Here is a 26,466-nt window from a genome sequence, read left to right on the forward strand (position 1 = left end):
TCTCGGTCGTTGCTTTCCGGCCGTGGTTTTGCCGAGGGCGACCGCTCTACGCGGTGGGGTCCGGTCCCAGGGCGCGGTCCAGCAGCTCGCCCAGCTGGTCGAGCTGCGCCTGCGTCAGACCGCGGAACGACGCCTCGGCGACGCCGTCGACGAGCTCCTGGCCCTCGGCGCGCAGCCGCGCACCTTCTTCCGTCAGCCGGTGCCGGACGGCCCGGCCCGGGCCGGGGACGCGTTCGATGAGCCCGCGTTCGGCCATCCGGGTCGCCAGCGAGCCGAAGGACTGGTCGGTCTGGAAGGTCAGCACGGCCAGCTCGTGCAGTGACGCGTCGGGGTGGCGGTGCAGGTGGCGCAGGGTGTCCCACTGCACGAGCGAGAGCCCCAGCGGCGCCAGCACCCGGTTCAGGGCCCGGTGGTGGCGGTACTGCAGGCGCTTGACGGCCAGGGAGACCTCGCCGGGGCGGTACTTCATGCGTCTCACCCTAACCCATCGAAGTCAGGTTGCTTATCTAAACAACCTTATATAAGGTTCCTTAGGTACGAGCTTCGAGACCGAGAAGGAACCATGACGACTCTCCCCGCGGCCGGCTCACTCCGGCCCACCCGCACCGAAACCCGCACCGTCGGCACCGCCGAGGTGACCCTCCAGGACCGCGACCGCACCCGGCCCTTCCTGCTGCTGCACGGAGGCGGCGGCGTCGCGACGATGGCCGGTTTCGCCGACCTGCTCGCCGAACGCACCCACTCCCGGGTGCTGCTGCCCACCCACCCGGGCTTCGCCGGCACCCCGAAGGGCGAAAGCCTGACCGGCGTGACCGAGCTGGCCCGGCTGTACGCCGGACTGCTGGAAGAGCTCGACCTCACCGACGTCACGGTGGTCGGCAACTCCTTCGGGGGCTGGCTGGCCGCCGAGATCGCGCTCCTGAACAGCCCGCGCGTGAGCGGTGCCGTGATCGTCGACGGGATCGGCATCGAGGTCGAAGGCCACCCGGTGACCGACATCAGCGGCATGTCGCTCGCGGAGATCCGGGCACTGTCCTTTCACGACCCGAGCAAGGCGCCGGTGCCGCCGGCGGGCGGGGGCACCGGGCCGAGCCCGGACGTGCGCGCGCTGATCGGCTACACCGGACCGGCCATGGCCGACCCGACGCTCGCCGGACGGCTCGGCGAGCTCGACGTTCCGGTGCACGTCATCTGGGGCGAGAGCGACGGCATCGCCGGCCCCGAGTACGGCAAGGCCTTCGCGGCCGCGATTCCGCTGTCGACGTTCACCCTGCTCCCCCGCACCGGCCACCTGCCGCAGGTCGAGACGCCCGAAGAACTGCTGGGCGCGCTCCTCGACCTCGGCAACTGACTCCCAGGAGAACCAGCATGCGCACCACACTGAGCGTCACCCGCATCGGCCACGCCTGCCAGCTGATCGAGATCGGCGGGCTCCGGGTCCTGACCGACCCGTGGTTCACCCAGACCGCGACCTACTACCAGGGTGAGCCGGTCGCCTCCACCGTCGCCGGCCTGGGCCGGGTCGACGCGGTCGTGGTCAGCCACGAGCACTACGACCACTGCGACCTCGACGCCCTCGTCGACGGCGGCTTCGACCTCGGCACCCCGTTGATCGGGCCCGGCACGGTCGCGGCCATCGCACGGGCCAAGGGTTTCCGCGACGTCCGCGTCGTCGAAGCGTGGGAAGCCGCGACGGTCGGCGACCTCACGGTGACGGCGACGCCGGGCAAGCACGGCGTCCACGAAGTCACCTTCGTCATCCAGGCCGGCGACCGCACGGTCTTCTTCGGCGGCGACTCGCTGCGCGTCCCGGAGCTCGACACGATCCCGGACCGGTTCGGCCCCGTCGACCTGGCCATCCTGCCGACGAACGGCCTGTGCATCCGGCCGCTGCACCTCGAGCAGGTGGTGATGGACGCGGAGGAGGCGGCCGGGCTGACCGCGGCGCTGAAGCCGGCGTTGGCCGTTCCGCACCACTACGCCTTCCACAGCGGCCGGCTGGGCGACCGGATGCTCACCAAGGGCGACCAGGACCCACGCCACTACGCCGACGCGGTGGCCCGCATCGCCCCGGAGATCCCCGTCCGGCTGGTGCTGCCCGGAACGCCGGTCGTGGTCCCGTGAGCGCCGACGGCGGTTCACGCCCGACGCCGGTGCCGTGACCCGGCTCGTCGAGCTTCCCGCACCCGATCCCGCCGGGATCCGCGTCCGACAGCCGGGTATTCCCGGCCCGTGAACCAGGCGCCGAAACGAACCGGCCACGCGGACCTGTTGCCATTCCGCCAATTGTCTCTCGTCTCCTGCTCCATCCGCCGTGCGACTTCCCGAAAGTGCAGCGTCCCGGCTTTGTCGAATTTCCACCGGTTCCCGGCACAGTTCATGAATGGTTTTTGACGGCGCGGCCACACTGGGCCAGTCGGATCATCGGGTGGACCTGCACCGTTACGAGCGTTTCCGCATCGGGACCATACCGTGACCTGTGACGGCGGCTCCGAATGAAACGCCGGGGCAGGATGCGGCGATTAGTACAGCGGGTGACCATCCCGCTACGCGAAACGGAGCAGCCGGCTGGGCTACCCGCACGAGAGCTGGTACCCCCGGTTCGCGAGGGGTTCCGGGCCATTTCTGGCGGACGGGGAGAACATGCGCCGGACATTCGTCGTCGCCGACTTCGGTCGTCCCGCGGGGTACGAAGACCGGCTCAAACGGGTGCTCCACGATCTGCACGACGGCCTCGGGCCGACGCTCACCGCCGCCGTGCTGGGGCTGCGCGCCGCCCGGGACCTGATCGGGCGGGACCGGGCGGCCACCGAGCACCTCCTGGCCCGGCTCGAAGACGAGCTCTACGGCGCGATCACCGACCTGCGGCGGATCGTGGCCGACGCGCGGCCGCCGGCCCTCGACGAGGCCGGGCTGGTCCTGGCCGTGCGGCGGTACGCCGCCACGCTCACCGGGCGGGTGCCGGCCGAACACGGGCCGCTGCGGGTCGGGGTCGAGGTGCGCGGCGAGCTGCCGCCGCTGTCGGCGGAGGTCGAGGTCACCGCCTACCGGATCATCCGCGAGGCGCTGGTGAACGTCGCCCGCCACTCCGGCGCCCGCGAGTGCACCGTGCACCTCTGGCCGCTGGACGGCGACCTGCACGTGGAGATCGTCGACGACGGCGTGGGCACCGACGGCGGGGCCCTGCCCGCGGTCGGCGGGAGCGGGCTGCGGTCGATGCGGGAACGCGCCGGCGACCTCGGCGGCGGCTGCCGGGTCGAGCCGGTTTCCTCCGGTGGCACGCGGATCGCCGCCTGGCTGCCGCTCGCCGCGGGGAAGTGAGGCGGTGTTCGGTTCCCTGCGTGTCCTCGTGGTGGACGACCACCCCGTTTTCCGCGCTGCGCTCTGCGCGATGCTCGACGCCACCGACGGCATGGAGGTCGCCGGCGAGGCGGCCGACGGCCTGACCGCGGTCGCGGACGCGGGCCGACTGGATCCCGACGTCGTCCTGATGGACCTGAACCTCCCGGACCTGGACGGGATCGAGGCGACGCGGCGGATCGTGAGCGCGAGCCCGCACACCGGCGTGCTCATGCTGACCATGTTCGAGAACGAGGCCGCGGTGTTCGCCGCGATGCGCGCGGGCGCCCGCGGCTACCTGCTCAAGGGCGCGCGCAACGAGCAGATCATCCGCGCGGTCCGGGTGATCGGCGACGGCGAAGCCATCTTCAGCCCGGCGATCGCAACCCGGGTGCTGTCGCTGCTGGGGACGGCGACCCCGCGCGACGAGTCGTTCCCACGGCTCACCCTGCGCGAGAAGGAGATCCTGCGGCTCGTCGCGCGGGGCATGGGCAACGCGTCGATCGCCGAAGAGCTGGTGCTGAGCCAGAAGACCGTGCGCAACCACGTGTCCCACATCTTCCGCAAGCTCCGGGTCACCGACCGGACCCAGGCCATCGCCAAGGCCAAAGAAGCCGGCATTGCCCGATCGGAGTAACGAAAGCGGGACATATCGGGACTCCATGTCCCTTCTCGGCAGGCGTCCGCACCACGATCCTGGGGAGTGGAGCGATCCGACGTCGTTCGAGGGAGGGCCCACCGATGATCACCGACCAGGTTCCGGTGCTGTTGCACGCCACCGACACCATCACCCACGCGGGCGTCACGGCCGCGCTGCGGTCACGTCCCGAGATCCGTTTCGCCGACGAGGACTCCGGCGAGCCCGCCGTGGTGCTGGTCATCGTGGAGCGGCTCAACGAGGAAGCCCGGCAGCTGCTGCGCAGCCTCCAGTGCGCCGGCCACGCGGGCGTCGTCCTGGTCGCCGGGGAGGTGGAGGACTCGGAGCTGCTGGACGTCGTGGGCAACGGCGTCTCGGCGATCATCCGCCGGGCCGACGCCACCCCGGACACGCTGGTGCGGCTGGTCAAGGCCGCGGCCGTCGGCGAAGGCGCGCTGCCGCCGGACCTGCTGGGCCGGCTGCTGTCGCGGGTGTCCCGGCTGCAGCGGGACGTGCTGCGCCCCAACGGGTGGGACCTCGCCGGGATGTCCCAGCGGGAAACCCGGGTGCTGCGGCTGGTCGCCGACGGGTTCGAAACCAGGGAGATCGCCGACCAGCTGAGCTACTCGGAGCGGACGGTGAAGTCGATCCTGCACGACATCACCAACCGCTTCCAGCTCCGCAACCGCGCCCACGCGGTGGCGTTCGCCATGCGCGAAGGGCTGATTTAGCACGGCTCACTCGACCCGGCCGGAGAAGGAGACCGACGGGGTGCAGTGGCCCCGGTCCCCCGGGTTCTGGCAGCTGACCGCGAGGACGATCTTGTCCCCCGGCAGGAACCGCCAGGCCTGCAGCCAGTGGTGGTCGAGGTCGCGGAAGTTCGAGAGCCCGACCTCCAGCAGCACGGTCTTGGTGCCGCCGGAATCCCGCAGCAGCCGCAGGGTTCCGGTGTCACCACGCGGGTTCTGCAGGATCAGGTCGGTGACCACCAGCGTCTTGCTCGCGTCCGGCAGGGTGTACGGGAACTCGGCGAACCGGTTGACGTTCGAGTCGATCTTCGCGTCGGCGGCCACCCGGAAGTCCGTCGGCGTCCCGTCGGCCGCGGCGTTCGAGACGCGGGTCGGGGGCGTCCCGGGACCGGAGCCGGGGGGTGCGGGGTTGTCACCCGGCGGGGTCAGGCCGACGGCTTTCATCGCCTGTTCGGAGTTCTGCTTGGCCTGATCGGCGTTCTTCTTCGCCTGGTCGGCCCCGGCGCCCGCGTCCTGCGCCGCCTTCACGATCTCGTGGTTCTGCTCTTCGGCGGCCTCGCGGGCGGCCGACTTGACCGCGGGCCGCAGCACGGTGAACCACAGCGTCACGAGCGCGAGCAGGAGGACGAGCAGCGCGGCGAGCGCGGGCAGCAGCCACTTCGGCAGCAGCTGCCGCTGCACCATGGTGCCTTCGGTCTTGAGCGGCTCGGCACCGTCGGCGACGACGAACACCTGGAAGCGGTGCCGGACGGGTTGCCCGCGCAGGAACCGCTTCCGCGGCCGGGTGCGCATCCGGACGAACGCGGCGGTGCCCGGCGCCAGCTCGGCCCGGTCGCGCTCGAGCCGGAAGTCGAGCTCGTCCTCCGGGTCCCGCGGGCTCAGCTCGACCACCACCGGCCGGTTGCCGCGGTTGTCGACGGCGACCTCGAAGTCGGCCTTGGAACTGCCCTCCACCTTGGCCGGCACGATCTCGGCGGTCACCTCGGTGAAGGCGCCGAGCTCGACGGTGCCCTCCTCGACGACCGAGCCGGCGGGGTCCTCGCTCGAGAACACCCGGACCCCGAACGGGATCGTCCCGGCGGCGACGTCGGAGGACCGCGGCGGCGCGAACCGCACGGTGACCGTCCCGGTCTCCCCCGGCATGAGGTTGACCGTCGCCGGTTCCGCGGTGGCCCAGCCACTCGCGTCGCCGACCACGTCGATCGCGAACTGGTCGACGACCTGCCCGGCGTTCCGGATGGTCACCGTGCAGCTCGTCTCCTGGCCGGGTTCCGCGACCAGGCCGGCCTCGGACAGCGTCGCCGTTGCTCCCATGGGCCGAAGTCTCCCTTTCGTGGTGCGGATCCGGCACCAGCGGACGGGTGTGCGGCCGTGCGCCGGTGGTTGCCCCTACGGGCAGGTCAGCCGCGGCTGATGAACGGGGGTTGCTCGGTGCGCAGGACGACGAGGACCGGGTTCGACGGCACGGGCCCGAACTTCGGCCCGCTCACCGAGGTCACCGACACCGTCCGCGGCCCGATCAGGTCGTGGTGGAAGACCAGGAACTGCGCCTCGAACTTCCCGTCGACACCCACGGTCGCCAGGCCCGGTGTCTCGGAAATCCCTGCCGACCAAGCCAGCTGGACCGTGGCACCCGGCGGGAAATCCGTGCCCGTCACGCGCGGGACGGAACCCAGCGGGGCGACGCCCGGCTCCACGGTCACCACCGGCTGGCGGATCACCACCCGCCCGCGGGCGGTGTTGTCGCCCGGGTTGTCGTCGGGCCCGCTCGTGCTGACCGTGCCCGCCACCGGCGCGTCCGCCGCAGCCTTGGCCGCCAGCGCGATCCGGACCTCGACGGTCTGGCCGGGCGCCAGTGTCCCGAGCGCACAGCTGCCGCCGCCCGGCGTGCACCCCGTGGGCACGGCGGTCGCGGGCAGCTGCGGCGGCAGCTGGGTGACCAGCCGGACGTCCGGCATCGGCGCCCCGGAACCGTTGTGCACCAGGAAGGTCAGCACGACGTCGTCGCCACCGGCGAACAGCGGTACCGCCGACACCGCCAGCCCCACCGACAGCGACCCCGGCGTGACCGGGGGCACCGGCTTCTCGCCGACGGTGACCACGGCCGTGGCGGAGTTGTCGCGCGCGTCGGCGTCCTGGCCGGCCGTGGTGACGGTGCCGGTCGCCGCCTGCGGCCCGGGTTCGGCGCCGGTGGCGCTGAACCGCACCCGCGCCTGCGCGCCCGGGGCGAGCGTGCCGAAGGCGCAGACCAGCTCGGGCGTGCAGGTGCCGGCGCTGGTGATCGGCGGCTGCGGCTGCTGCAGTCCGGGGGTCAGCCGGACGAACAGCCCGACGCCGGGCGAGGCGGTGACGCCGTGGTTGGTGACCACGAACTCGAAGGTCGTGAGGCCGGAGAACGGAATGGCGGCCGGGATGGCGGTGGCGGTCACCCCGACGTCGGCGATCCGCTGGAACGCCGGCTGCCACGCCCCGCCCGGTCCGTCGATCAGCGGCCGCGGCGCACCCCCCGCCGACGGCACGATCCGGATGCTCGGCCGGGATTCGGAGGGCGCGCTGTCGAAGGCGACCAGCGTGCCGTCCGGCGACCAGGCCGGGTCGTCCACGAAATCGGTGTCCTGCACGAGGACCCGCGCGCGCCCGCCGTCGGCGGGCGCCACGCAGAGCTGGTGGAAGTCGTTGTGGAACACCAGCGCGGCGCCGTCCGGCGAGACGTCCGCCGAGCCCTGCCGTCCGGCGCCGCACGGCGTCCCGAACGACGGCGAGAGGTCCCGCTGGGTGCCGGCGACGACGCTGTCCGGCGTCACGACGAGCGAAACCTGCCAGAGCTCCTGCCGGAATTCCCCACCGGGGTCGACGGAGATCACGGCGGTCTCGGTGGCCGTGCCGCCCCGCCCGGTCGCCGTGCAGGTCACGGTGGTGGCCCCGACCGGGAAGAGGCTGCCGGACGACGGCGTGCAGAACGGCGTCAGCGGTGTCTCGCGGTCGGCGTCGATCGCGGTCGCGGGGTATTCGACGACCGTGGGCGCGGTGCCGGTGACGGTCTTGTCGTGCAGGGTGATCAGCGGCAGCCGCGGGTCCTTGACCCGGACGGTGACGTCCTCGGTGTAGCCGGGCCGCACGGTCGGCTCGCCGGCCAGCCGGAACTCGACCCGGCAGTGCAGGAAGGCCCCGAGTGGCGCGGTGGCCGCGACGGCCGCGAATTCGGTGAATTCGGCGTTCGTCCCTCCCGGCACCTGCGGGGTTCCCTCGGGGCTGAACGTCAGGGTCAGCCCCGGGTCGCAGAACGGCACCGGCTGCACCTTCACCTTCAGGTCACCGATCTTCTCGGTGATCACGGTGCTGATGTTGTCCGGGTTCGTACTCGCCAGGACGCCGTCGGTCGCGTTCGCCACCTGAGTCGCCTGGCCGGTGGCGTCCAGGCCACCGCCGGCGCTCCCCGCCGACACCCCGACCACCCGGATGCCCTGCGCCTTCAGGTGCTCGATCGCCTGGGCGAGTGTCACGCCCTTCGCGGGGTCCCGGTCGCCGCTCGGGTCGTGACTGGGCGCGTCGCCGACCAGCACGACGATCTTGCTGCTGTCCGGCCGGAAGCCGATGGCGCCGGTGGCGACGCGATCCAGGGCGTAGACCCAGTCCTCCGGGACGTCGTCACCCTCGGCGGGGGTGATCTTCTCGAAGGCGGCCGTGATCTCGGTCTGGTTCTTCGTGAGGCCCTGCTGCACCTGGAACAGGCGGCCGTTGGGGTTGTTGGCGTCGACCGGGTCTTTGCGGTCGCCGAACGCCACGGCGGCGTACTGGGCCTCCGGCTGCGCCGTGCTGAGCGTGGTCATGACCTGGATCAGGTTGTCCTGCATGCTCTTCAGGGCGGTTCCCATCGAGCTGGTCTGGTCCATCAGCAGCACGATGTCCGGCTTGGCCGGCACCTTGTCGGTCGGCACGGTCTTGGCGATCGCCGCCGAAGAGCCCTGCCCGACCGGGATGTCGACCACCGTCGGCTGCACCCGGCCCGGCGGAGGCGGCGCGACGCGCGAGGCCGCCCGCGTCAGCGTGACCTTCGTGCCGTCGGCCGACCACACGGGCTGGGAGTCGTCGCCGCGCAGGTTCGGCGGGATCGGGATCTCGCCGAGGATGCGGCCGTCCGCGACGCGGGCGATCCGCACGACGTCCCGCTGGCCTTCGCCGCGGCCCGAGGTGGCGGTGAACGCGATCATCGAAGCGTCCGCCGACCAGGCCGGGTGCTGCTCGCGCTTGCCCCCGGCCACCGGGCCGGTCAGCGGGCGGGGTGCGCTGCCGTCGGCGTTCGCCACGATGATCGCGGTCTCCGCCGATTCGCCGGGGCCGGCCTGGGTGTAAGCCAGTTGCGAGCCGTCGGCGGAGAAGGCGGGGTCGAACTCGTCGGCACCCGGCCGTTGGGTCAGGTCGCGGCGGTCGCCGCCGGTGGCGTCGGAGCTCCAGATGTCGGTGGTGCCGCCATCGCGCAGTTCGGTGAACACCGGCCGGCCGTCCGGCCGGAACGTCGGCTCGGTTTCGCCGGTGTCCGGCAGTGCCGAGACGATCGAGACCTTGCCGTCTGCGATCTGCTTGACGTCACCGAAGGGGTCCTGCGCTCGGGTCGTGAAGGCCAGGCGGGCGCCGTCGGGCGACCACGCCGGTTCGGACGAGTCCCCGGGGTCGGGAACCGCCCGGGTGACCGCGCCGCCCGTTTCGGCCATCAGCACCACGTCCCCGGCCGGGTGGAAGCGGGTCGTGGTGAACGCGATCCGCGCCGGGCCCCACACGGGCTGCGTGTCGGCGGCCGGGTCGGCGGTCAGGCGCGCCGGCGTCCCGCCGCCGGCCGGGACGGTGTAGATGTCCCCGGCCGGGTCGTCGCGGGTGCTGCTGAAGGCCAGGCGGGTGCCGTCGGGCGACCAGCTCGGCGAGTCGTCGGTGGCCGGACCGGACGTCACCTGGCGGAGGTCGCGGCCGTCCACGCCGATCACGAAGAGCTTCCGGCTGCCGGTGCGTCCGGAGGCGAACGCGACCGTGCGGCCGTCCGGCGAGAGCGCCGGGTGGAGGTCGACGGCGTCGTCGTTCGTCAGCTGCAGCGGCGCCGGAGCGCCGTCGCGGAGGTACCACAGCTCGCCGTCCCGCTCGGCGCCACCGGCGGCCGCGGCGCGGTGGCTCACCCACACGATGCCGCCGGTGCCCGCGGACGCGTCGGAGTCGACGCCGCCGATGGGGCGGGGCAGCGCCGGCTCCGCGCCTTCGCCGGTCGCCTGGAACAGACCGGTGGTGGCCTCGCTGACGTACCCGACGCGGTACGGCGAGGCCACCGGTGCCGGTGCCTGTGCTTCGGTCGGCGCGAGCGCTCCGCTGAGCGCCCAGCCGCCGAGCACCGCGACGACCGCGATGCCCGCCACCGCTCGGTTCGCGCGCATGGTCGGTCCTCCCCAAAGACTTCGGGTTCAGCGAATCAGCCGGCTTCGAACAGCTCGATCTCGGAGATCGCGACGTCCGTGCCGTTGAGCGAGCGGTACAGCCCGGTCACGTGCAGCTCGACGCTCGTGGCGCCGGCGCTGTTCTCGATCGGGACTTCCTGGGCGTCCGGCGTGTCGGCCAGCACCATGTCGTAGGTCTTGCCGGTGGAGAACACCAGGTGCAGCTTCTGCGGCCGGTGCGCGGCCGGGAAGTTCGCCGCGTCACCGGAGTACACGATCGCCTTCCGCAGGTCCGCCGGGTGGTCGAAGGTGAACACCAGTACCTGTTCGCGGTCGCCCGGGGCCGCCCAGAACGTGTTCTTGGCGTTGTCGGTGACCAAGGGCGCCGAGTGTCCGTCGGTCTGCGCGGTCGCGCTCACCTTGACCGGGTGGATCGGGTTCAGCTTCGCCTCGAAGATGCCGGTCACCTGGCTCCACAGTCCCACCGCCGCGGTGTTGATCGCGCCGCGGAACGGCTGGTACAGCGCGTAGATCAGCGCCGAAAAGATCAGCGCCACCGCCACGGCCCGGCGGAGCACCTTGCCCACGGTCCGGCGCGCGGCCCCGGTCCGCCCGGCCCGGCGGCGGACGCCGTCCTTGCCGGGCCGCGCCCCCGCCTTGTGCTCCTTCGGTTTGCGGCCGAACAACCGCCGCCACCACGACGTCTTGACGACCTCGGACTCGGCCAGGGACGCGCCGCAGCGGCTGCAGAAGTTCCGGGCCGACGCGTTGCCCTTGCCGCACCGGCCGCAGATCAGGTCGCCGGGGTTGAGGACCTGCTCCTCCACGGTCTGCTGCACCGGCTGCCGGACCGGGGCGATCGGCTCGGCGGGCTGCACGACCTGCTGCTGTTGCTGTTGTTGCTGCACGACCGGCTGCGACCGCACCGCGACCGGCCCGTCGTCGTCCCACTTCAGGTAGCGGCCGCATTCGCCGCAGAACTCGACGTCGGCGGGCCCCTGGTGCCCGCACTCCGCGTAGATGACCATCCGCTAGCCCTCCAGCACTTCCACCGTGACCCGCACGTGGGCGGGCACCGCATCCACGACCGTCGCCGTCAGCCGGCGCACGTCGACCCGGGCCGGGTCCGGCACCCGCACGCGCACCTGCACCCACGGCGGCCCCGGGTCCGGCAGCGGCGCACCCGGCTGCGGGTCCGCGACGACGCCACCGCTGTCAGTCACCTCGACCGCGCCACCGGTCAGCAGCTGCACGTGTTCGGTGAGGCCGCGGCTCGTGCCGCGCCACCGGTGCAGCTCGACCGAGCGCGTCACCAGCTGCCGCAGCTGTTCCGGGCTCCAGCTCTCATCGACGCGCAACGCGACCCAGTGGGCCAGCCAGCCGACGAAGTCGGCGGGCGCCACGCCCGGGTCGAGGTAGCCCGCGAAGTTGTCCAAAGTGGAGATGACCGGGGCGAGGACTTCGTCGAGCGCACCGGTGAAGCCCTGCACGAACCGGTCTTCGGCGTACACCGAGGGCAGCTGCTCGCCGATCGGGTGCGGGCTCGGCAGCCCGGGGACGCCGGTCCTCATGCGCCCGCCTCCCGGACCCGGACCTGATGCCCGAAGGAGAACGCCAGCGCGTTCGGCGGCAGGTCGAGCCGGTCCACCTGCTCACCGCGTTCACGCGTGATCGGGTTCGCGGCGAACAAGCGCACGTCCTCCACCAGCTCGACGCCGGGCAGCCGTTGCAGCACCGCGAACACCTCCCCCGACTGCACCGGGCGCCCGAACGGCCAGCCGTCGCCGTCCGGGCCGCCGCTGATCGGGTTGAAGTAGTCGTAGAGGGCCTGGCTCGCCCGGGCGCCCAGCGCGCCCGCCGTCGTCCGGCGCCGGGCCCGCAGCCGCGCGACCACCGTGACGCCCTGGTAGAACGGCGGTTCCACGGACACGAGCGCACCCACGCAGCGTCGTTCGCCGAGGTGGCGCTCGATGCGGCCGCGCATGCCGGCTTCGAGCATCAGGGTCGCGAAGGCCAGTTCGCCGGTGTCGGGCACCGCCGGCACGACGAGGACCCGGATCGCGCCGGTCTCGCGGCCGTCGGCGCCGTGCGCCGGGATGCAGCGCACCCGGGCCGCTTCCGGTGCCGCTTCGCGCGCGAGCTGCTCGTAGTCCTCGGCGGTGACCGCGCGGTCGCGGGTGCGCAGCAGCAGCGGGCCGCGGACCGCCGCGTCCCGCACCGACTCGCCGTCCACCCCGCCGATCGCGGGACGGCGGTTCACCACGCTGCTGACGAACGGGATCGGGTCCCGCTGCACCTCGAGGACCTCGCGGGCGACGTTGCCGCGCCGCCCGCCCCCGGAGCGGTACTCGGGCACCCGGATCGCGGCGGACTTGGGCGGGAACGCCCCGTAGTACCGGAGCCCGCCCCCGGGCTCGCGCACCGCGGGGCCGAACTCGACCTGCCCGCCGACGCGGTCGAGCATGACGTGCCGGTCGTCCGGGCCGGAGTCGGCGAAGGAGCGGACCTCGGTCCACGGCTGCCAGCCGTCCGGGCCCGAGACCTCCACGATCAGTTCGCCCTCCCCTACGACCACCGGCGGACGGCCGAGCGGGAACCGCTGGCCGGGTGTGCCGTCGGAGGTCCCGACGATCTCGTTGCGGACGATCTCGGCGTGCACGGCGGCGACCGTGCCGCCGATGGTCGAGGCCTCGACCGCGTGCAGCCGCGGCGAGCGCTGGTAGAACGGCTGGTTCTGCTTGGCCTCGACCAGGCGGCAGCGCAGCCAGCCGGCCCGCTGCCGGGCGAGCACCGACATCGCGTGCCCGGGCGGGACGTGCACCACGATGTCCCCGGACCGGTTGAACGCGCCGGTGCTGTCCCGGTCGACCTCGCACGCCGCCCAGCCGGTGCCGTCCCAGGCCTCCCACAGCCACGGCGGGTCGCGCGGGTCGACCCCCTGCCCCTCGACCTCGCAGTCCAGCCGCAGCAGCACCGCGCAGCCGGGGACGGCGGCCGACAGTCCGAAGAGGACCGCGTCGCCGGGGGCCGGGGTCTCGGCGAAGGCCGCCGGGCCGCCGCCGACGAGCAGTTCGTCGGTGCGGTCGGCCGGTGGCAGGCCGGTGTCGGACGTGCTGGTCGCCAGGTGCGCGAACGCGCACGGCACGATGTCCAGCGTGCGCTCCACGGTGAACACCACCGGGTCCTCGACCTCGTTGCGCACGCTCGCGACCTGCTTTCCGGCCGCGACGACCACCGGGACGTCGCGGGCGGCCGAGAGCCAGAACGTCACGTCCGTCCGCGCCGCGGCGGGCGGGAACAGCCGGACCCCGATCAGGTCGAGGAAGCGCAGGTAGTGCAGGTCGGGCACCCGGTTGAGCCGGTAGAGCAGCTGGTCGACCATCTGCGCGAACGTCTCGATCAGCGTGACACCGGGGTCGGAGACGTTGTGATCGGTCCACTCCGGACAGTTGCGCTGGACCAGGTACTTGGCTTCGTCGACCAGGTCCTGGAACCGGCGGTCGTCGAGGTTGGGCATCGGCAGGGTCATCACGCACCGTCCTCGGCGGACTCGTGCGGCGGGATGACGTAGAAGGGGAAGACCAGGTTGCGCGGGTCGTTGGTGCCGCGCAGGCGGTAGCGGATGTCGATCAGCAGCGTGCCCCGGTCGGCCTCGTCGAAGCTGACGACGACGTCGTCGAGGGTGATCCGCGGCTCCCAGCGCTCCAGCGCGATGCGGACCTCGTAGGCGATCTGCCCGGCGGTCGCCGCGTCGGCGGGTGCGAACACGAGGTCGTGCACCGCGCAGCCGAACTCGGGACGCATCGGGCGTTCGCCCGGCGAGGTCGCCAGGATCAGCCGGATGCTTTCGACGACCTCGCGCTCGCCGCCGACCAGCGCGATCGAGCCGGTCGCGTCGGTGTGCAGCGGGAACGCCAGTCCCCGGCCGAGGAAGTCCATTTCAGCCTCCGATCAGGACGGTCGGGCAGCCCATGACGATCGGCGCGCCGCAGGCGGCCATGTCGCCCATCCGGGCCGCGGGCATGCCGCCGATGAGCACCGTCGGGCAGCCCGGCGGCGCGATCGGCGTCGGCGGGTGCACCGCGGGCGGCGGGAACGAGCACGTGTGCAGCGTCCCGACGTTCGCGGCGGGCATCCCGCCGATCAGCACGGTCGGCACCCCGGGCCCGGCGATGACGCCCGGGTGCCCGGTCGGGTCGCCGACCCTCGCGGCTGGTGGCATGTCGCTCCCCCGTCAGTTGATCTTGACCACGCTGCCGCGCACGGTGACGACACCGCTGGCGGTCAGCTCCGTCTGGCCCTGGCCGGCGACCGAAACGGTGGCGCCCTCGACCTTCACTCCCGCGGTGCCGGTCAGCTTCAGCTGGCTGGTCGCCTCGATGCTGGCGTCGGTCTGCGACTTCACGGACACCTTCTGGCCCTTGAGCTCCAGCGGCCCGGTGCCGGCGTCGATGCTCACGCCGTTCTGGGCCTTGACCGTGACGCTCTTGCCGCTGGTCACCTCGATGACCTGGTTCTTCTGGTCGATCTTGACGACGAACTTCGCGTCCCCGGAGGACAGGATGATCCCGTCGTCCTCGGCGAATTCGAGCTTGTGGCCCTTCCGCGAGACGAACCCGCGCAGCGCCACCTCCCCGCTGTTGCCGTCGACGACCGCCTTGGTGAACTTCGACGGCGCGGTGTCCTTGCTGTTGTAGAGGCCGCCGAGGACGTAGGGCGCTTCGAAGTCGCCGTGTTCGAAGCCGACCAGGACCTCGTCACCGACCTCGGGCAGCACCAGCGCGCCGCGGTCCTTGCCCGCGCCCGGCTGGAGCGTGCGCGCCCAGGTGCTCGTGAACTCCTTGTCCAGCCACGGGAACGTGAGCTTGACGCGGCCGAGTTTCGCCGGGTCCTTGAGGTCGGTCACCTGCGCGGGGACGACCCCCGGCCACGACGAGTGCTTCGCCCCGCCGGCGACCAAGCCGTACAGCGAGCGTTCCTGCCGGCCCGACACGGCGAACTCGGTGGTGTAGCCGACCTCGTCGTTGAACAGGTGGCGGGTGCTGGTCAGCGTGTACTTGCCCGCGAACGGCCGGCCGACGCCGGTGAGCGTGACGGCGGTGCCCGCGCGCAGCTTCGGGTTGCCCTTCGCGACGCCGTCGAGTTCGGTGCAGGCGCCGCCGAACCGGTCGGCCAGCGCCTTCGCGGTCGCGTCGGCCTCGCCCTGGGTGCGCCGGGGTGCGGCCGCGTCGAGGAAGGGCGGGCTCGCGAACTTCCCCGCCAGGGCGACCGGGTCCACCCCCGGCACGTCCGTGCCCGCGTTCTTCGGGGTCGCGGTGGCGGAGACCGGCTGCTTGTTCTCGTAGTCCCAGCCGTTGACCCGCACCTCGGGGACCTGCTCGGCCGCGGTGACGCTGGCGCGCAGGTTGAGCAGCGTCCCGTGCGCTTCGAGGACGAGCGGGTCGGCGGTCGCCTTGGTGGTCGTCGGGGGCGCGCCGGACGGCTTCTCCGGGAGCTCGAAGTTGAGCTTCCCGTCCCGGACCGCGATCTGCGCGCCCACCACGTCGGCCAGCCGGGACAGGAACTCCCAGTCGCTGACGTTGTCCTGGCTCAGCTGGGTGTTCGGCCGGCCGCCGAAGCCCTTGACGTCGTCGATCTTGCCGGCCGGGATGTTCGCGCGCCGGGCGACCTTGCGCACGACGTCAGCGATCGTCATGTTCGGGTACGCCGCGACCCGGCGGCCGCGGAACAGCCGGTGCGCGTGGTCGTACCCGCGGACCTCGGTGAACGTGCCGTGCGGGTCCAGGTCGACGGCGACCGCGGTGACCTCGCCCGAGAGCAGGTCCTGCGGGCCTTCCGGGTCGGACGTCTGGACCTTGAGCTTGATCTTCGCCCCGACCTTGAACTTGCCCTTCTCCAGCACGACGGCCCCGGGGTCGCGGAAGCGCAGCACGAAGGTGTCCGGCAGGTTCCGGCTGTCGTCGACGTAGGCGTAGCCGAGCATCACCCGGACGTCGTCGGGCAGCGCGGTGCCTTCGACCTCGACCACGAGGGTGTTCGTGAACGTTTCGTTAGCCATCGAGCTCCTCCAGCGCGGGCACCAGGAGCCGGGTGCCGGGCCGCAGCCGCAGCGGGTCGTCGATGCCGTTGGCGTCGGCGATCTCGCGCCACTTCCCGGCGTCGCCGTAGGCGCGGAACGCCACCGAAGGCAGCGAGTCGCCGGCGACGAGCACGTGCGTGTCCCGGGCGGCGAGCGCGCCGGACGTCGGGTTCTGCCCGCCCAGCTCGCCCGCGATCTCCTCGAGGTTCACCGTGCAGACCGCGCGCACCGGCGTCCCCGCCGGCGTGAACAGCGTGTACTTCGCGGTGACGGAGGCGACGTAGGCCGGAAAGCCGGTCATCCCGCCCCACTTGAAGATCACCCACGGCGGCGAGGGCTTCTTGTGCTGGCGGCTGTCCTCGGTGGCCACGCAGCAGCTGAACAGCTGCTCGACCTTCTTGACGACGGCGTCGTCCATCTTGTCGGTGGCGTCGAGGAACATCTCCAGCGCGAGCTTGGCCGGATCGGACCCCTTGAACTGCGGTGGCGCGCTCTTCTTGGCGTTGGGCTGCGCGTCCCGGCCCCATTTGGCGTTCTTGCTGACCGAGAGTTCCTTGGGGTTGAACTGGAACTTGATGTCGAACATCCAGTCGCCGGGCGGCTGCCCGGTCCCGCCGGACTGCGGTGGCTTGTGGACTTTCAGCAGCGCGCGCTGCAGGTTGCTGGGCGCCGGTTCGCCGGAGCCGTAGGCGGCAGGCGGCTGGGAGCCGGCGGTGGTGAAGGTGACGGGCGAGGACACGGTGTCAGCCCCTCTTCGCCGGGCTGAGGAAGCCGTGGTGGGCCAGTTCGAGGGTCTCGGTGGCGACCTTGGGCGAGTCGGGCGAGAGCTGCGGCCCGCTCCACCGCACCGGGACGACGCCTTCGAGGGCCCAGCTGGCGATCACCTTGCCTTCGAGGGTGCGTGCTTCGATGGTGGCGGTCTTGCGTTCGATCCCGCTCGCCAGGCTGGCGAACCACTTGGTGATCTGCGAGCTGGCCTCGGTGACCGGGCGCGAGAGCTTGATGTTCGAGTACTTGATCCGGGTCGGCAGCTGCCAGACCATGCCGTTGTTGCCGCCTTCTTCCCGCTGTTCCATGACGAATTCGCAGCCGAGGCCGTCGCAGCTGGAGAACGCGCCGAGGTTGCCGAGGTTCTTGTCGTCCAGCTTGACGACGTAGCAGACGGCAACGGCCTCTTCGGTGTCCGGCATCGGCTCCTCCTTCAGTGCGGGCGATCGGTGAGCGCGCCCCGGCGCTCACGATCGAGTCGGAGTTCGGTCTTGAGACGGCGCAGCAGCGGATCGAACAGTTTCTTGACGAGCTCTTCGGTTTCCGGCGCCGGCTGCTGCGCCGAAGCGACGGCGGCCGGCGGCACAACGGGTGCGGCAGGTGGGTCAGGTACCCGCTGGACGACCGGTTCGGGAGGCGGCGGCGGGTCCGGTGTGGACGGTCGGACCGGATCGGCGATCCGCGCGACGGGCAGTGTTTCGATCGTGCGGACCGCGAGTTCGGCGTGGGGTGCCGGGGCATCGGGGACGCGCGAGACCGGGGTCGGTGAGGCATCGGCGGCGCGGGCGACGGGAAGTGCCGGGGTTTCGGTCGTCCGGGCGACCGGCAGCAGCGGCACCGCACCTCCGGTCACCGGCGCCACGCCATGGACGGCCGGTGCCACCGGGAGCGGCGCCGGGGTTCCCGCCATCGGAGCGGCCGGCCCTTCCGGCGCCCGCGCGACCGAAAGTGCCGGGGGCGCGATGGGGCGAGCCGTCGGGAGTGACGTTGGAGCGGCGAAGCCCTCGAGGGATCGTGTCCCCGGAAGCGAGGACATCGCGGTTCCCGCAGTCGGTTCGGCCACGCCTTCGAGGGACCGCGCGACCGGAAGCAGCGAGACGGCGGGTCTTGCGTTCGGGCTCGCCGCGCCATCGAGGAACCCCGCCACTGGAAGCAGCGGCGCGGCGGGTCTTGCCATCGAGCTCGCCGCGTCATCGAGGGATCGCGCCATCGGGAGCAGCGGCACGGGAGGTTTTGCGTTCGGGCTCGCCGCGCCATCGAGAGACCGCGCCACCGGAAGCAGCGGCACTGAAGGTCTTGCCATCGAGGTCGCCGAGCCGTCGAGGGATCGCGCCACCGGGAGCAGCGGCACCGCGGGTCTTGCGTTCGGGATCGCCGTGCCCTCGAAGGACCGCGCCACCGGCAACGACCCGGCATCTGCCATCGGGCTTGCCGCGCCTTCGAACACGCCGGCCACCGGAAGCGGCCCTTCGATCGCGCGAGCCACCGAGAGCGGAGCACTTTGTGCCGTGTCTGCCGCCCGGGCAGCGGAATCCCCGGCTGCCCGGGCGACCGGAAGCAGCGGACCTTCGCTCGCCCGTGTCGCCGGAAGCGACGCGGCCTCTGCCGCGCTCGTCGCCGGGATTGCCGGAATCTCGAGGGCGCGTGTCACCGGAAGCGGTGGTTCCTCGGCCGCTCGTGCCACGGAGAGCGCCGAGGTCTCCGTCGCCCGCAGCGGAAGCGGCGGCTCCGGCGCAACCGGGCGAGCCGCGGTCTCGGCAGCCCGCAGAAGCGGCGATACCGGCGCGGCGGAGGGTGTTGCGGACTCGGCCATTCGGGACACCGGCATCGGTGACTCGTCGGCCACCGCAGGAAGTGGCGAAAGGCCATCCGTTGCCGGCAACGGAAGCGTCGAGGGCCCGACCGCGCGCGCCATCGGCGGCTCGTGAGCCGCTGGTCGGGCGGCTGCTCCGGAGCTCTCGGCCGCCCGGGACACCAGCAGCGAGGAATCCTGCGCCGCTGGTCCCATCGGCAACGCCGAGGTTTCGATCGCTCGCGCCACCGGCAGCGCCGATCCCACCGGCAACCCCGCAGTCTCGACCGCCACCACCGGCTCGGCGGCCGGTCGCGACGTCTCAGCCACCCGCGACACCAGCGGCGGCGAATCCTGCGCGGTCGGCGTCACCGGGGCCTCGGCCGCGCGGGACACCGGCAGTGGCACCTCCTGAGCCGTCGGCACGACGGGAAGCGCCGGCGCCTGAAGCCCCGCCGATCCCGCGGCCGGACGTGCCCCCATCCCCACGACCGGCGCCGCCGGGTCGTCGGCGATCCGCGACACCGGCAACGGCGGGGAAACGCTCGTCGAGCCGCCCGGGGTCCCGGGCGGCTCCGTGGTCCCGGCGTGGCTCTCCGGGGTGTCGAACGGGCGGAAGGTGTTCACCGGCGGCGAACCCGTCGTCCGCGACACCGGCTCGGGTGGTGGCCCCGGAACGCCGGAGAACGGCGTACCGGGCGAAACGTCGTCCGCGAGGCGTGACACCGGAACGGGCGTGCCGGGCTCCGGCAGCCTCGGCGCGCCGAGGCCCAGCCGCCGTGGCGTCGCCTGCTCGGTCCGCTGGACGAGCGGCAACGCGGGCCGCGCCGGTTCGGCCGGTGGCGGTTCGGGTGCCGGTGGTTCCGGCACCGGCACCGGGGCCACGGAGGTGACGTCGGCCGCCGGAGTGTCCACAGGGGACGGCTCCGGGATCGCCTGGAGGGTCCGCACCGGCGGGCCGGCCTCGGCCGCCGCGGACGTCAGCGGCGGCACGGCCTCGCGCGCGGCGACGACCGGCAGCACCAGCGGCAAGCCCACCGGTTCCCCGGGCGGCCCGCTGTCCGAGGCGGTTCGCTGCACCGCGGCGCCTCGAGGCCGGGGCGGCCCCGGCTGCGCCAGCGGCATCGGTGTCTCCGCCGGGCGCACCAGATCGCCGATGACACCGGCGGGTTCCGCCGGGCCGACCCGGTGACCGAGCGGCTCGAAGGTAGCCCGGGCTCCGCCAGGACGTCAACGTCGAGCTGAACCGCTGCACCGGGTTGACCAGCGGGTGTTCGGCCAGCACCCGCTGGATCGGCGCCACGCTCCGCCACTCCGCGCGCTTCACCGGCAGCGCGGCCTGCTCAGGCGCAGGCACGGGCGGCGGGCCCGCCTCCTTCCGGCGAAACCACATCGTGCGTCACCGTCCCTGGCTCATCCGGGTGTTGATCCGGGCGATCTCGGCGACGTAGGTCAACCGGTCGGGGTGTTCGAGGTCGAGGATGTCGTCGAGGGACCAGTGCAGGTGGTAGGCCACGTACGCGACTTCTTCGTGCAGCCGGTCGGCCGCGTACGTCACGATTCCCCCAGGCGGCCACCGGCGACGTCGACGACGAAACTGTGACCGCACTCGGGGCAGGCGACGCCCGCCCTGGTGTGGCCCTCGCTGTTGACCCGGCGGTACATGTCCTGCAGGAACGCCAGGTCGGAGGCGAACAGGTTCTCGATGACCCCCGCGTGCACGTCGGTGATGTCGCCGATCCGGGTGACCACCCGGGCCAGCAGCACCACCGTGAGGAACGCCGAGTTCTCGCGCACCCGGTCGTCCCGCAGCGGGATCAGCTCGTCGCGCGCGGTGGCCAGGCGCATCACCCCGGAGTGGTGCACCTTGCCCTCGTCGTCGACGTACCCGCGCGGGAGCTCGAACGCGAACTCCGTCCGCAGCTTCGGCCGTTCCGCCCGCGGCTCCCCCGCCGGCGCGGCGGGGGCTTCCTCGACCGGCGCCGACGCCATCACCCTGCGCATCGGCTCACTCGACTTCCATCTGCTCGTAGGTGATGACGAGCTTCTCGGTGAGCACGCTCGTGTCGCCGGCCTTCAGCGAGCCGATCTCCAGGCTCTTCGGCCACGCGTTGGTGAGCTTGTAGCGCTTGAGCGCGGTTCCTTCGTAGTCGTAGACGATGATCGCGCCACCCTTGCGGGCCGTCGCCATCTTGCCGAAGTGCGCGTCCTTGACCCACTTCTCGAAGCTGTTGTCTTCGGTCAGGCCGCGGGTCAGCGTGACCTCGCCGGCCTTGGGGCGGCCGGGCAGCTTCTTGATGACGTACTTGCCGTCCGCGGTGTTCTGCTTGAGCTCGATGACGTCCTGCTCCATCTTGAGGCCGGAGACCTCGGAGATCTGCTTGATCTGGACGCCGTCGATTTCGAGCCCGAAGGAGTGGCCTACCGCCTTGTCAAGATCGGGAAGTGCCATGTCTGTGGAGCCCCTTCACTACTCGTTGACCAGGCTGGTGCCGCCGGACATCTGGGCCAGCCGGAAGATCACGAACTCCGCCGGTTTCACCGGGGCGATGCCGACTTCGCAGATCACCTGGCCGAGGTCGATGCCCTCGGCCGGGTTGGTCTCGCGGTCGCACTTGACGAAGAAGGCCTCGTCCGGGGTGAGCCCGAACAACGCGCCCTTGCGCCACTCCATCACCAGGAACGCGCTGATCGTGCGCCGGATCCGCGCCCACAGCGCGTCGTCGTTCGGCTCGAACACGACCCACTGGGTGCCGCCGAGGATCGACTCCTCGAGGTAGTTGAACAGCCGCCGGACGTTCAGGTAGCGCCACGCCGGGTCGCTCGACAGCGTCCGCGCGCCCCAGACCCGGATCCCCTTGCCGGAGAACGACCGCACGCAGTTGACGCCGATCGGGTTGAGCAGTTCCTGCTCCGCCTTGGTCAGGTGGGTCTCGAGCGCGAGCGCGCCGCGGACGACCTCGTTGGCCGGGGCCTTGTGAACGCCGCGGGTGGCGTCCGTGCGGGCCCACACGCCGGCCATGTGGCCGCTCGGCGGGATGAACGTGTTGGTACCCGAGGCGGGGTCGAGGACCTGGACCCAGGGGTAGTACAGGGCGGCGTACTTCGAGTCGTACCCGGCCGCGTCCATCCGCCAGCTGCGGACTTCCTGGGGGTTGAGCGCGGGCGGCGGGTCGATGATCGCCATCCGGTCGCCCATCAGCTCGCAGTGCGCGATCATCGCCAGCTGGACGGCTTTGACGGTGTCGAGGTCGATCAGGTCGCGCTGGTAGGCGGCCATCAGGTCCGGTGCCGCCACCATGGTGATCTCGTCGATGGCTTCCAGGCCGCCGAACCCGGTCCGGTCGGCGACGTCGCCGACGTAGTCATTCGCGGCGACCCGGCGCGGGACCGGCGGCGTCTCCGCCTCCTTCGGCGGCGCCGAGAGCACCGCGGTGCCCTTGTCGGGCTTGGCGACCGCACCGCCGGTGGCGACCTCTTCGATGGTGATGAGGCTGGACTTCTCCCGCACCGCGGTGACGACGTTCTCCTTGGTGCGCTTGGTCGTCACGTTGTGCGTTTCGACGACCTTGCCGTCCTGCTTGACCAGCACGGTGAACCGGTCTTCGGCGGGGTTGTCGCCGGTCGGGTCGGCCACCTCGACGGTGATCTCGCCCTGCTTGCCCTCCGGCAGTTCCTTCGCGACGAAGCGGTAGCCGCCGAGCACGGCCTGGCGGGCCTCGATCTGCTTCGGCGCGGCGCCGTTGTTCTGGGCGCGCGACCCGCCGATGCGGACGATGTAGCAGTTGCTTCCGCCGTTGAGGAAGTAGCCGTAGACCGACTGGGCCAGGTAGCAGCCCTCGAGGAAGTCGCCGAAGGTCTGGGTGAACTGGCCCCAGTTGGACACCAGCGTCGGGGTGTTGAAGGGACCGTCCGCCGCGAAGCCGACGAAGGCGGCGACCGCGGTGCCCACGCCCTCGATCGGCCGTGCGCCCGCCTCGATCTCCTCGACGTACACCCCCGGCGTGAGATAGGTGGGCATGCGTGCCTCCCTTGTCGACGCACAAGTCTTGTCCCCGGCGATGCTGCTGCCAGGGCGTTCTCCGCGGAACGACCGTGCGGCTAGGCCCGCGGGAACCGATCTCTGCCCTTAAAGGCAACTGCCCGTTCGGGCAGCCGTGCCCGCCCGTCCGGTCGTTGGCAACCGGCCCGGCAGGGCCGAAAGTTGAACGCATGCCAACGGGCCGGGACAAGGCGCCACGGGAGCCGTCCGCGCAGGCCGCGCGCCCGGTCCGGCCCGCAACGCGCGCGACGCCGCCCGCGTTGCTGCGCCTGCAGGCCTCGGCGGGCAACGCGGCGGTGTCGGGCCTGGTCGCCTTGCAGCGGCAAGGCTGTCCCGCTCCCCCGGTCGCGCCGCCCGGCGTCACGCCGGCCTCCGACCCGAAGTTCCAGTCGCTGAAGAAGGACATCGGCGACAAGGCCAAGACGGCGAAGGCGCACCCGCCCGCCGGCGCGGAGGTCAAGCAGGCGCAGGACGCCGCGGTGGCGCCGCCCGACGACAAGGACGCGCAGGCCAAGGCCGCCCAGGCGGACAAGATGGCCGCGGCGAAGCCGGCCGGCTTCGACAAGGCGGCCTTCATCGCGGCGGTGAACACCGCGATCGCCAAGCAGGCGCCGAAGAACCTCGACGAGGCCGACAAGTTCGCCACGTCCGGCAAGGCGGACCAGGTGAAGGCCGAGGTGCTGGGCAAGGTCACCGGCGGCAAGGACGCCTCGGCCAAGGACGTCACCGACCGGACGAAGGAACCGCCGGACCCCGGCCGGGCCGTGGAAAAGCCGGTCACGCCGCTGCCGCAACCACCGGCCCCGCCGGCGCTGGCACCGCCGGACGCGCGCAAGGCGACCCCGGACAAGGCGCCGCCCGAGCAGACCGATTTGCGCGCCGACCAGTGCGAAACCCGGGGCGCGATGGCCGCGGCGAACGTCACCGAGCAGCAGCTGGCCGAGTCCAACGAGCCGGAGTTCACCGGCGCACTGGCCGCGAAGCGGGAAGGCGAGCAGCACACGGCTTCGGCGCCGGCCGCGGTCCGCGAGTCCGAGGCCGGGCAGCTGGCCGCGGTGACCGGCGCGGCCCAGGCGTCCGGGCAGGCGGCGATGGCGGGCATGACGGGCGCGCGATCGTCGTCGGCCCAGCGGGGCCAGGCGGCGAAGTCGGCCACGAAGTCGAAGGACGAGCAGGACCGGGCGCGGATCGCCGGCGAGATCAAGGCGATCTTCGACGAGACCAAGACGAAGGTCGAGGGCGTGCTGGGCGCGCTCGACGACCAGGTGGCGAAGAAGTTCGAGGCGGGCGAGGCGCAGGCCAAGGCCGCCTTCACCGCCGACCACCAGGCGCGGATGAAGCGCTACAAGGACGAGCGCTACGACGGGATCACCGGCGCGGCGCGCTGGGCGTACGACCTCTTCGCCGACCTGCCGGCCGAAGCGAACAACCTCTTCCTGGAGGCCAAGAAGGTCTACGAGTCGAAGATGCAGGGGGTCATCGGCGACATCGCGGACTTCGTCGGTCAGAAGCTGGGCGAAGCGAAGCAGCTGATCGCCGACGGCCGCACCCGCGTGCAGCAGAAGGTGGCGTCCCAGTCGCCGGCGTTGCGCAAGATCGCGGGCGAGGCGGCGAAGGAGTTCGGCGGCCAGTTCGACGACCTCGAGAAGTCCGTCGACGAGAAGCAGGATGCGCTGGTCGAGGACCTGGCCCAGAAGTACGGCGAAGCCCGCAACGCCGTCGACGAGGAGATCAAGGCGCTGCAGGCCGAGAACAAGGGCCTGTGGAGCAAGGCGAAGGAAGCCGTCGGCGGCGCGATCGAGACGATCCTCAAGCTGAAGGACATGCTGCTCGGCGTGCTTTCGCGGGCCGCGAACGCGGTCGGGTTGATCATCGCGAAGCCGATCGAGTTCCTCGGCAACCTGGTCAACGCGGTCAAGACCGGCGTCATGAACTTCGGTGCCAACATCGTCCAGCACCTCAAGGACGGCCTGAAGGGGTGGCTGCTGGGCAACCTGGCGAGCGCGGGCATCGAGATCCCGGAGGCGCTCGACGCCAAGGGCATCCTGAAGATGGTCCTCTCGCTGCTGGGCCTGACCTGGGCCAGTGTCCGCGCGCGGATCCTGCGGTTCATCCCGGAACCGGTGCTGGCGAAGCTGGAGCAGACCCTCGACGTGGTCAAGATCCTGCTCACCGAGGGCGTGCCGGGGCTGTGGCGCTGGATCGTCGCGAAGCTCGGCGACCTGAAGGAAATGGTGCTCGGCCAGGTCAAGGACTTCGTGATCGAGAAGATCGTCAAGGCGGGCATCACCTGGATCATCTCGATGCTCAACCCCGCGGCGGCGTTCATCAAGGCCTGCAAGGCGATCTACGACATCGTGATGTTCTTCGTGGACAAAGCCGCGCAGATCAAGGAGTTCGTGGATTCGGTCCTGGACTCCGTGGAATCGATCGCCCGCGGTGGCGCCGGCGCGGTGGCCGGGCTGATCGAGCGGACGCTGGCGAAGGCGTTGCCGATGGTGCTCGGGTTCCTGGCCAGCCTGCTGGGGCTGGGCGGGATCTCCGAAAAGATCAAGTCGGTGCTGGAGAAGGTCCAAGCGCCGGTCGGCAAGGTGATCGACTCGGTCGTGGGGACGATCGTCAAGGCGGGCAAGAAGGTCTGGTCGAAGCTCAAGGGCAAGAAGGGCAGCGGCGTACCGGACCCGCGCAGCGCCGGCCAGAAGCAACAGGCGCTGGCGCAGGCCAAGCAGGCGGCCGACGCCGAAATGCGCAAGCCGAACGCCACCCAGCACACGGTCGAAGCGGCACTGCCGAAGATCAAGGACACCTACCAGCTCACGACCATCGCGCTGGTGCCCACGAGCAACGGCAAGTTCAAGACCCACCTGGAAATCAACCCGACCGACGACACCGGCGAACTCCCCCTGGGCCCGATGGCTCCCGTCGACGAAGCGAAGGTCTACCTGGGCAAGCGATTCGTCGTGAAGGCGACCAACCGGGTCGCCAAGGTGACCGACGTCCGCCCCGACGGCTGGGTGACGCTCCAGTACGAACTGGAGCGGACGGCCGGCGGCCGGAGCAAGAGCTCCGAAGGGCGGCCGGCCTTCCCGGTGCTCAAGTTCCTCGCCAACACCCCGAACGGCGGCCCCGAACTCGCCCCGGCCGAAGGCGGCGCGAACCAGACGCAGTACACGATCGACGGCAAGACGCTGCGGCCCGAGTACCACGACGTCCGCGCGGTCTTCTACGGCGGTTCCCACAAGTACAGCGGCCACGACGCGGCCAAGATCGCCGCGGTGATGCGCCCCGACGGGCTGACGTTCACCTGCCCGGGCGTCCCGTTCCTCGGCATCGCCCCGCACGTCGCCGCCCGCGTCAAGCCGAACAACGACGACAACTACGCGCTGGACCACAAGAAGGCCGTGGCCGGGCACTGGAACACCCAGGGCCGGGCCAAGGGCCAGACCGATCGCTCGCAGTTCTACGCGGATCCGGGCAATCTCGAGGTCCTGTGCGCGTCGTGCAACAGCAAGAAGGGCTCCAAGGACGCCGACACGGGCGCGGCCGACCGGTACCGCAAGGACGTGGAGATCCCGGGCTTCACCGGCCCCGACGGCAAGTCGTGAGGGCAGCTGTCACGGGCGAGGAGAGGCCGTGGCCCCTC

23 protein-coding genes are annotated in these 26,466 nt (G+C 71.8%); 7 read left to right on the plus strand and 16 right to left on the minus strand.

Going from position 1 to position 26,466, the window contains the following annotated elements:
• Positions 1-46: 46 nt before the first annotated feature.
• Positions 47-469, minus strand: coding sequence for a MarR family winged helix-turn-helix transcriptional regulator (locus QRY02_RS14170; protein WP_285991986.1), 423 nt, complete (start codon positions 467-469; stop codon positions 47-49).
• A 93-nt stretch (positions 470-562) separates the two neighbouring features.
• Here QRY02_RS14170 and QRY02_RS14175 point away from each other — a divergent pair, with 93 nt between their 5' ends.
• The 5 genes from QRY02_RS14175 (at position 563) to QRY02_RS14195 (ending at position 4,707) form a co-directional block, all read left to right on the plus strand.
• Positions 563-1,351, plus strand: coding sequence for an alpha/beta fold hydrolase (locus QRY02_RS14175; protein WP_285991987.1), 789 nt, complete (start codon positions 563-565; stop codon positions 1,349-1,351).
• 17 nt (positions 1,352-1,368) lie between these two features.
• A complete protein-coding gene (locus QRY02_RS14180) occupies positions 1,369-2,124 on the plus strand; it encodes an MBL fold metallo-hydrolase (RefSeq protein ID WP_285991988.1) in 756 nt (251 codons plus the stop codon).
• A 519-nt stretch (positions 2,125-2,643) separates the two neighbouring features.
• Positions 2,644-3,321: a sensor histidine kinase gene (locus tag QRY02_RS14185; RefSeq protein ID WP_285991989.1), complete on the plus strand. Its 678-nt coding sequence runs from the start codon at positions 2,644-2,646 to the stop codon at positions 3,319-3,321.
• A gap of 4 nt (positions 3,322-3,325) precedes the next feature.
• Positions 3,326-3,976 (plus strand): response regulator, encoded by a 651-nt coding sequence (locus tag QRY02_RS14190; protein ID WP_285991990.1) that lies wholly within the window; start codon positions 3,326-3,328, stop codon positions 3,974-3,976.
• A gap of 104 nt (positions 3,977-4,080) precedes the next feature.
• Positions 4,081-4,707 carry a response regulator transcription factor gene (locus tag QRY02_RS14195; protein WP_285991991.1) on the plus strand — a complete coding sequence of 209 codons (627 nt, stop codon included), beginning with the start codon at positions 4,081-4,083 and terminating at the stop codon, positions 4,705-4,707.
• A gap of 6 nt (positions 4,708-4,713) precedes the next feature.
• Here QRY02_RS14195 and QRY02_RS14200 read toward each other — a convergent pair whose 3' ends face one another.
• From QRY02_RS14200 to QRY02_RS14250, 11 genes are all read right to left on the minus strand, one after another.
• Positions 4,714-6,039 carry a COG1470 family protein gene (locus QRY02_RS14200; protein WP_285991992.1) on the minus strand — a complete coding sequence of 442 codons (1,326 nt, stop codon included), beginning with the start codon at positions 6,037-6,039 and terminating at the stop codon, positions 4,714-4,716.
• A gap of 86 nt (positions 6,040-6,125) precedes the next feature.
• On the minus strand, positions 6,126-10,142 hold the full coding sequence (locus QRY02_RS14205; RefSeq protein WP_285991993.1) for a VWA domain-containing protein: 4,017 nt from the start codon (positions 10,140-10,142) through the stop codon (positions 6,126-6,128).
• A gap of 35 nt (positions 10,143-10,177) precedes the next feature.
• On the minus strand, positions 10,178-11,170 hold the full coding sequence (locus QRY02_RS14210) for an NADase-type glycan-binding domain-containing protein (RefSeq protein WP_285991994.1): 993 nt from the start codon (positions 11,168-11,170) through the stop codon (positions 10,178-10,180).
• Between the two features lie 3 nt (positions 11,171-11,173).
• Complete coding sequence (locus QRY02_RS14215) at positions 11,174-11,713, minus strand: phage tail protein (RefSeq protein ID WP_285991995.1); 540 nt, start codon at positions 11,711-11,713, stop codon at positions 11,174-11,176.
• A complete protein-coding gene (locus QRY02_RS14220) occupies positions 11,710-13,671 on the minus strand; it encodes a putative baseplate assembly protein (RefSeq protein ID WP_285991996.1) in 1,962 nt (653 codons plus the stop codon). The genes QRY02_RS14215 and QRY02_RS14220 overlap by 4 nt, the downstream gene beginning before the upstream one ends.
• Positions 13,671-14,081, minus strand: a complete 411-nt coding sequence (locus QRY02_RS14225) for a GPW/gp25 family protein (protein WP_285991997.1) — start codon at positions 14,079-14,081, stop codon at positions 13,671-13,673. The genes QRY02_RS14220 and QRY02_RS14225 overlap by 1 nt, the downstream gene beginning before the upstream one ends.
• A 1-nt stretch (position 14,082) precedes the next feature.
• Positions 14,083-14,364, minus strand: coding sequence for a PAAR domain-containing protein (locus QRY02_RS14230; protein WP_003098529.1), 282 nt, complete (start codon positions 14,362-14,364; stop codon positions 14,083-14,085).
• Positions 14,365-14,376: 12 nt separating this feature from the next.
• Entirely contained in the window at positions 14,377-16,200 is a 1,824-nt protein-coding gene (locus QRY02_RS14235) for a VgrG-related protein (protein WP_285991998.1), read from the minus strand.
• Positions 16,193-16,960, minus strand: a complete 768-nt coding sequence (locus tag QRY02_RS14240; protein WP_285991999.1) for a CIS tube protein — start codon at positions 16,958-16,960, stop codon at positions 16,193-16,195. Before QRY02_RS14240 ends, QRY02_RS14235 begins: the two co-directional genes overlap by 8 nt.
• Positions 16,961-16,964: 4 nt before the next feature.
• Positions 16,965-17,411 carry a phage tail protein gene (locus tag QRY02_RS14245; RefSeq protein ID WP_285992000.1) on the minus strand — a complete coding sequence of 149 codons (447 nt, stop codon included), beginning with the start codon at positions 17,409-17,411 and terminating at the stop codon, positions 16,965-16,967.
• Between the two features lie 11 nt (positions 17,412-17,422).
• The gene (locus QRY02_RS14250) at positions 17,423-19,306 is read right to left on the minus strand and encodes a hypothetical protein (RefSeq protein WP_285992001.1); all 1,884 of its coding nucleotides are present in this window, start codon (positions 19,304-19,306) and stop codon (positions 17,423-17,425) included.
• Positions 19,307-19,382: 76 nt separating this feature from the next.
• Here QRY02_RS14250 and QRY02_RS14255 point away from each other — a divergent pair, with 76 nt between their 5' ends.
• Positions 19,383-19,973 (plus strand): hypothetical protein, encoded by a 591-nt coding sequence (locus QRY02_RS14255; protein WP_285992002.1) that lies wholly within the window; start codon positions 19,383-19,385, stop codon positions 19,971-19,973.
• A 207-nt stretch (positions 19,974-20,180) separates the two neighbouring features.
• Here QRY02_RS14255 and QRY02_RS14260 read toward each other — a convergent pair whose 3' ends face one another.
• Genes QRY02_RS14260 through QRY02_RS14275 form a run of 4 tightly spaced genes read right to left on the minus strand, consistent with a single transcriptional unit; the run spans position 20,181 to position 22,802 of the window.
• Positions 20,181-20,339 carry a DUF6760 family protein gene (locus QRY02_RS14260; RefSeq protein WP_003098516.1) on the minus strand — a complete coding sequence of 53 codons (159 nt, stop codon included), beginning with the start codon at positions 20,337-20,339 and terminating at the stop codon, positions 20,181-20,183.
• On the minus strand, positions 20,336-20,785 hold the full coding sequence (locus tag QRY02_RS14265; protein WP_013226671.1) for a hypothetical protein: 450 nt from the start codon (positions 20,783-20,785) through the stop codon (positions 20,336-20,338). The genes QRY02_RS14260 and QRY02_RS14265 overlap by 4 nt, the downstream gene beginning before the upstream one ends.
• Before the next feature lie 4 nt (positions 20,786-20,789).
• The gene (locus tag QRY02_RS14270) at positions 20,790-21,233 is read right to left on the minus strand and encodes a phage tail protein (protein WP_013226672.1); all 444 of its coding nucleotides are present in this window, start codon (positions 21,231-21,233) and stop codon (positions 20,790-20,792) included.
• A gap of 18 nt (positions 21,234-21,251) precedes the next feature.
• Positions 21,252-22,802, minus strand: a complete 1,551-nt coding sequence (locus tag QRY02_RS14275) for a phage tail sheath family protein (protein ID WP_285992003.1) — start codon at positions 22,800-22,802, stop codon at positions 21,252-21,254.
• 191 nt (positions 22,803-22,993) lie between these two features.
• Here QRY02_RS14275 and QRY02_RS14280 point away from each other — a divergent pair, with 191 nt between their 5' ends.
• Positions 22,994-26,428, plus strand: coding sequence for a phage tail protein (locus QRY02_RS14280; protein ID WP_285992004.1), 3,435 nt, complete (start codon positions 22,994-22,996; stop codon positions 26,426-26,428).
• The last annotated feature ends 38 nt before the right edge of the window (positions 26,429-26,466 follow it).

It is taken from the genome of Amycolatopsis sp. DG1A-15b (assembly GCF_030285645.1).
Lineage (GTDB): Bacteria > Actinomycetota > Actinomycetes > Mycobacteriales > Pseudonocardiaceae > Amycolatopsis.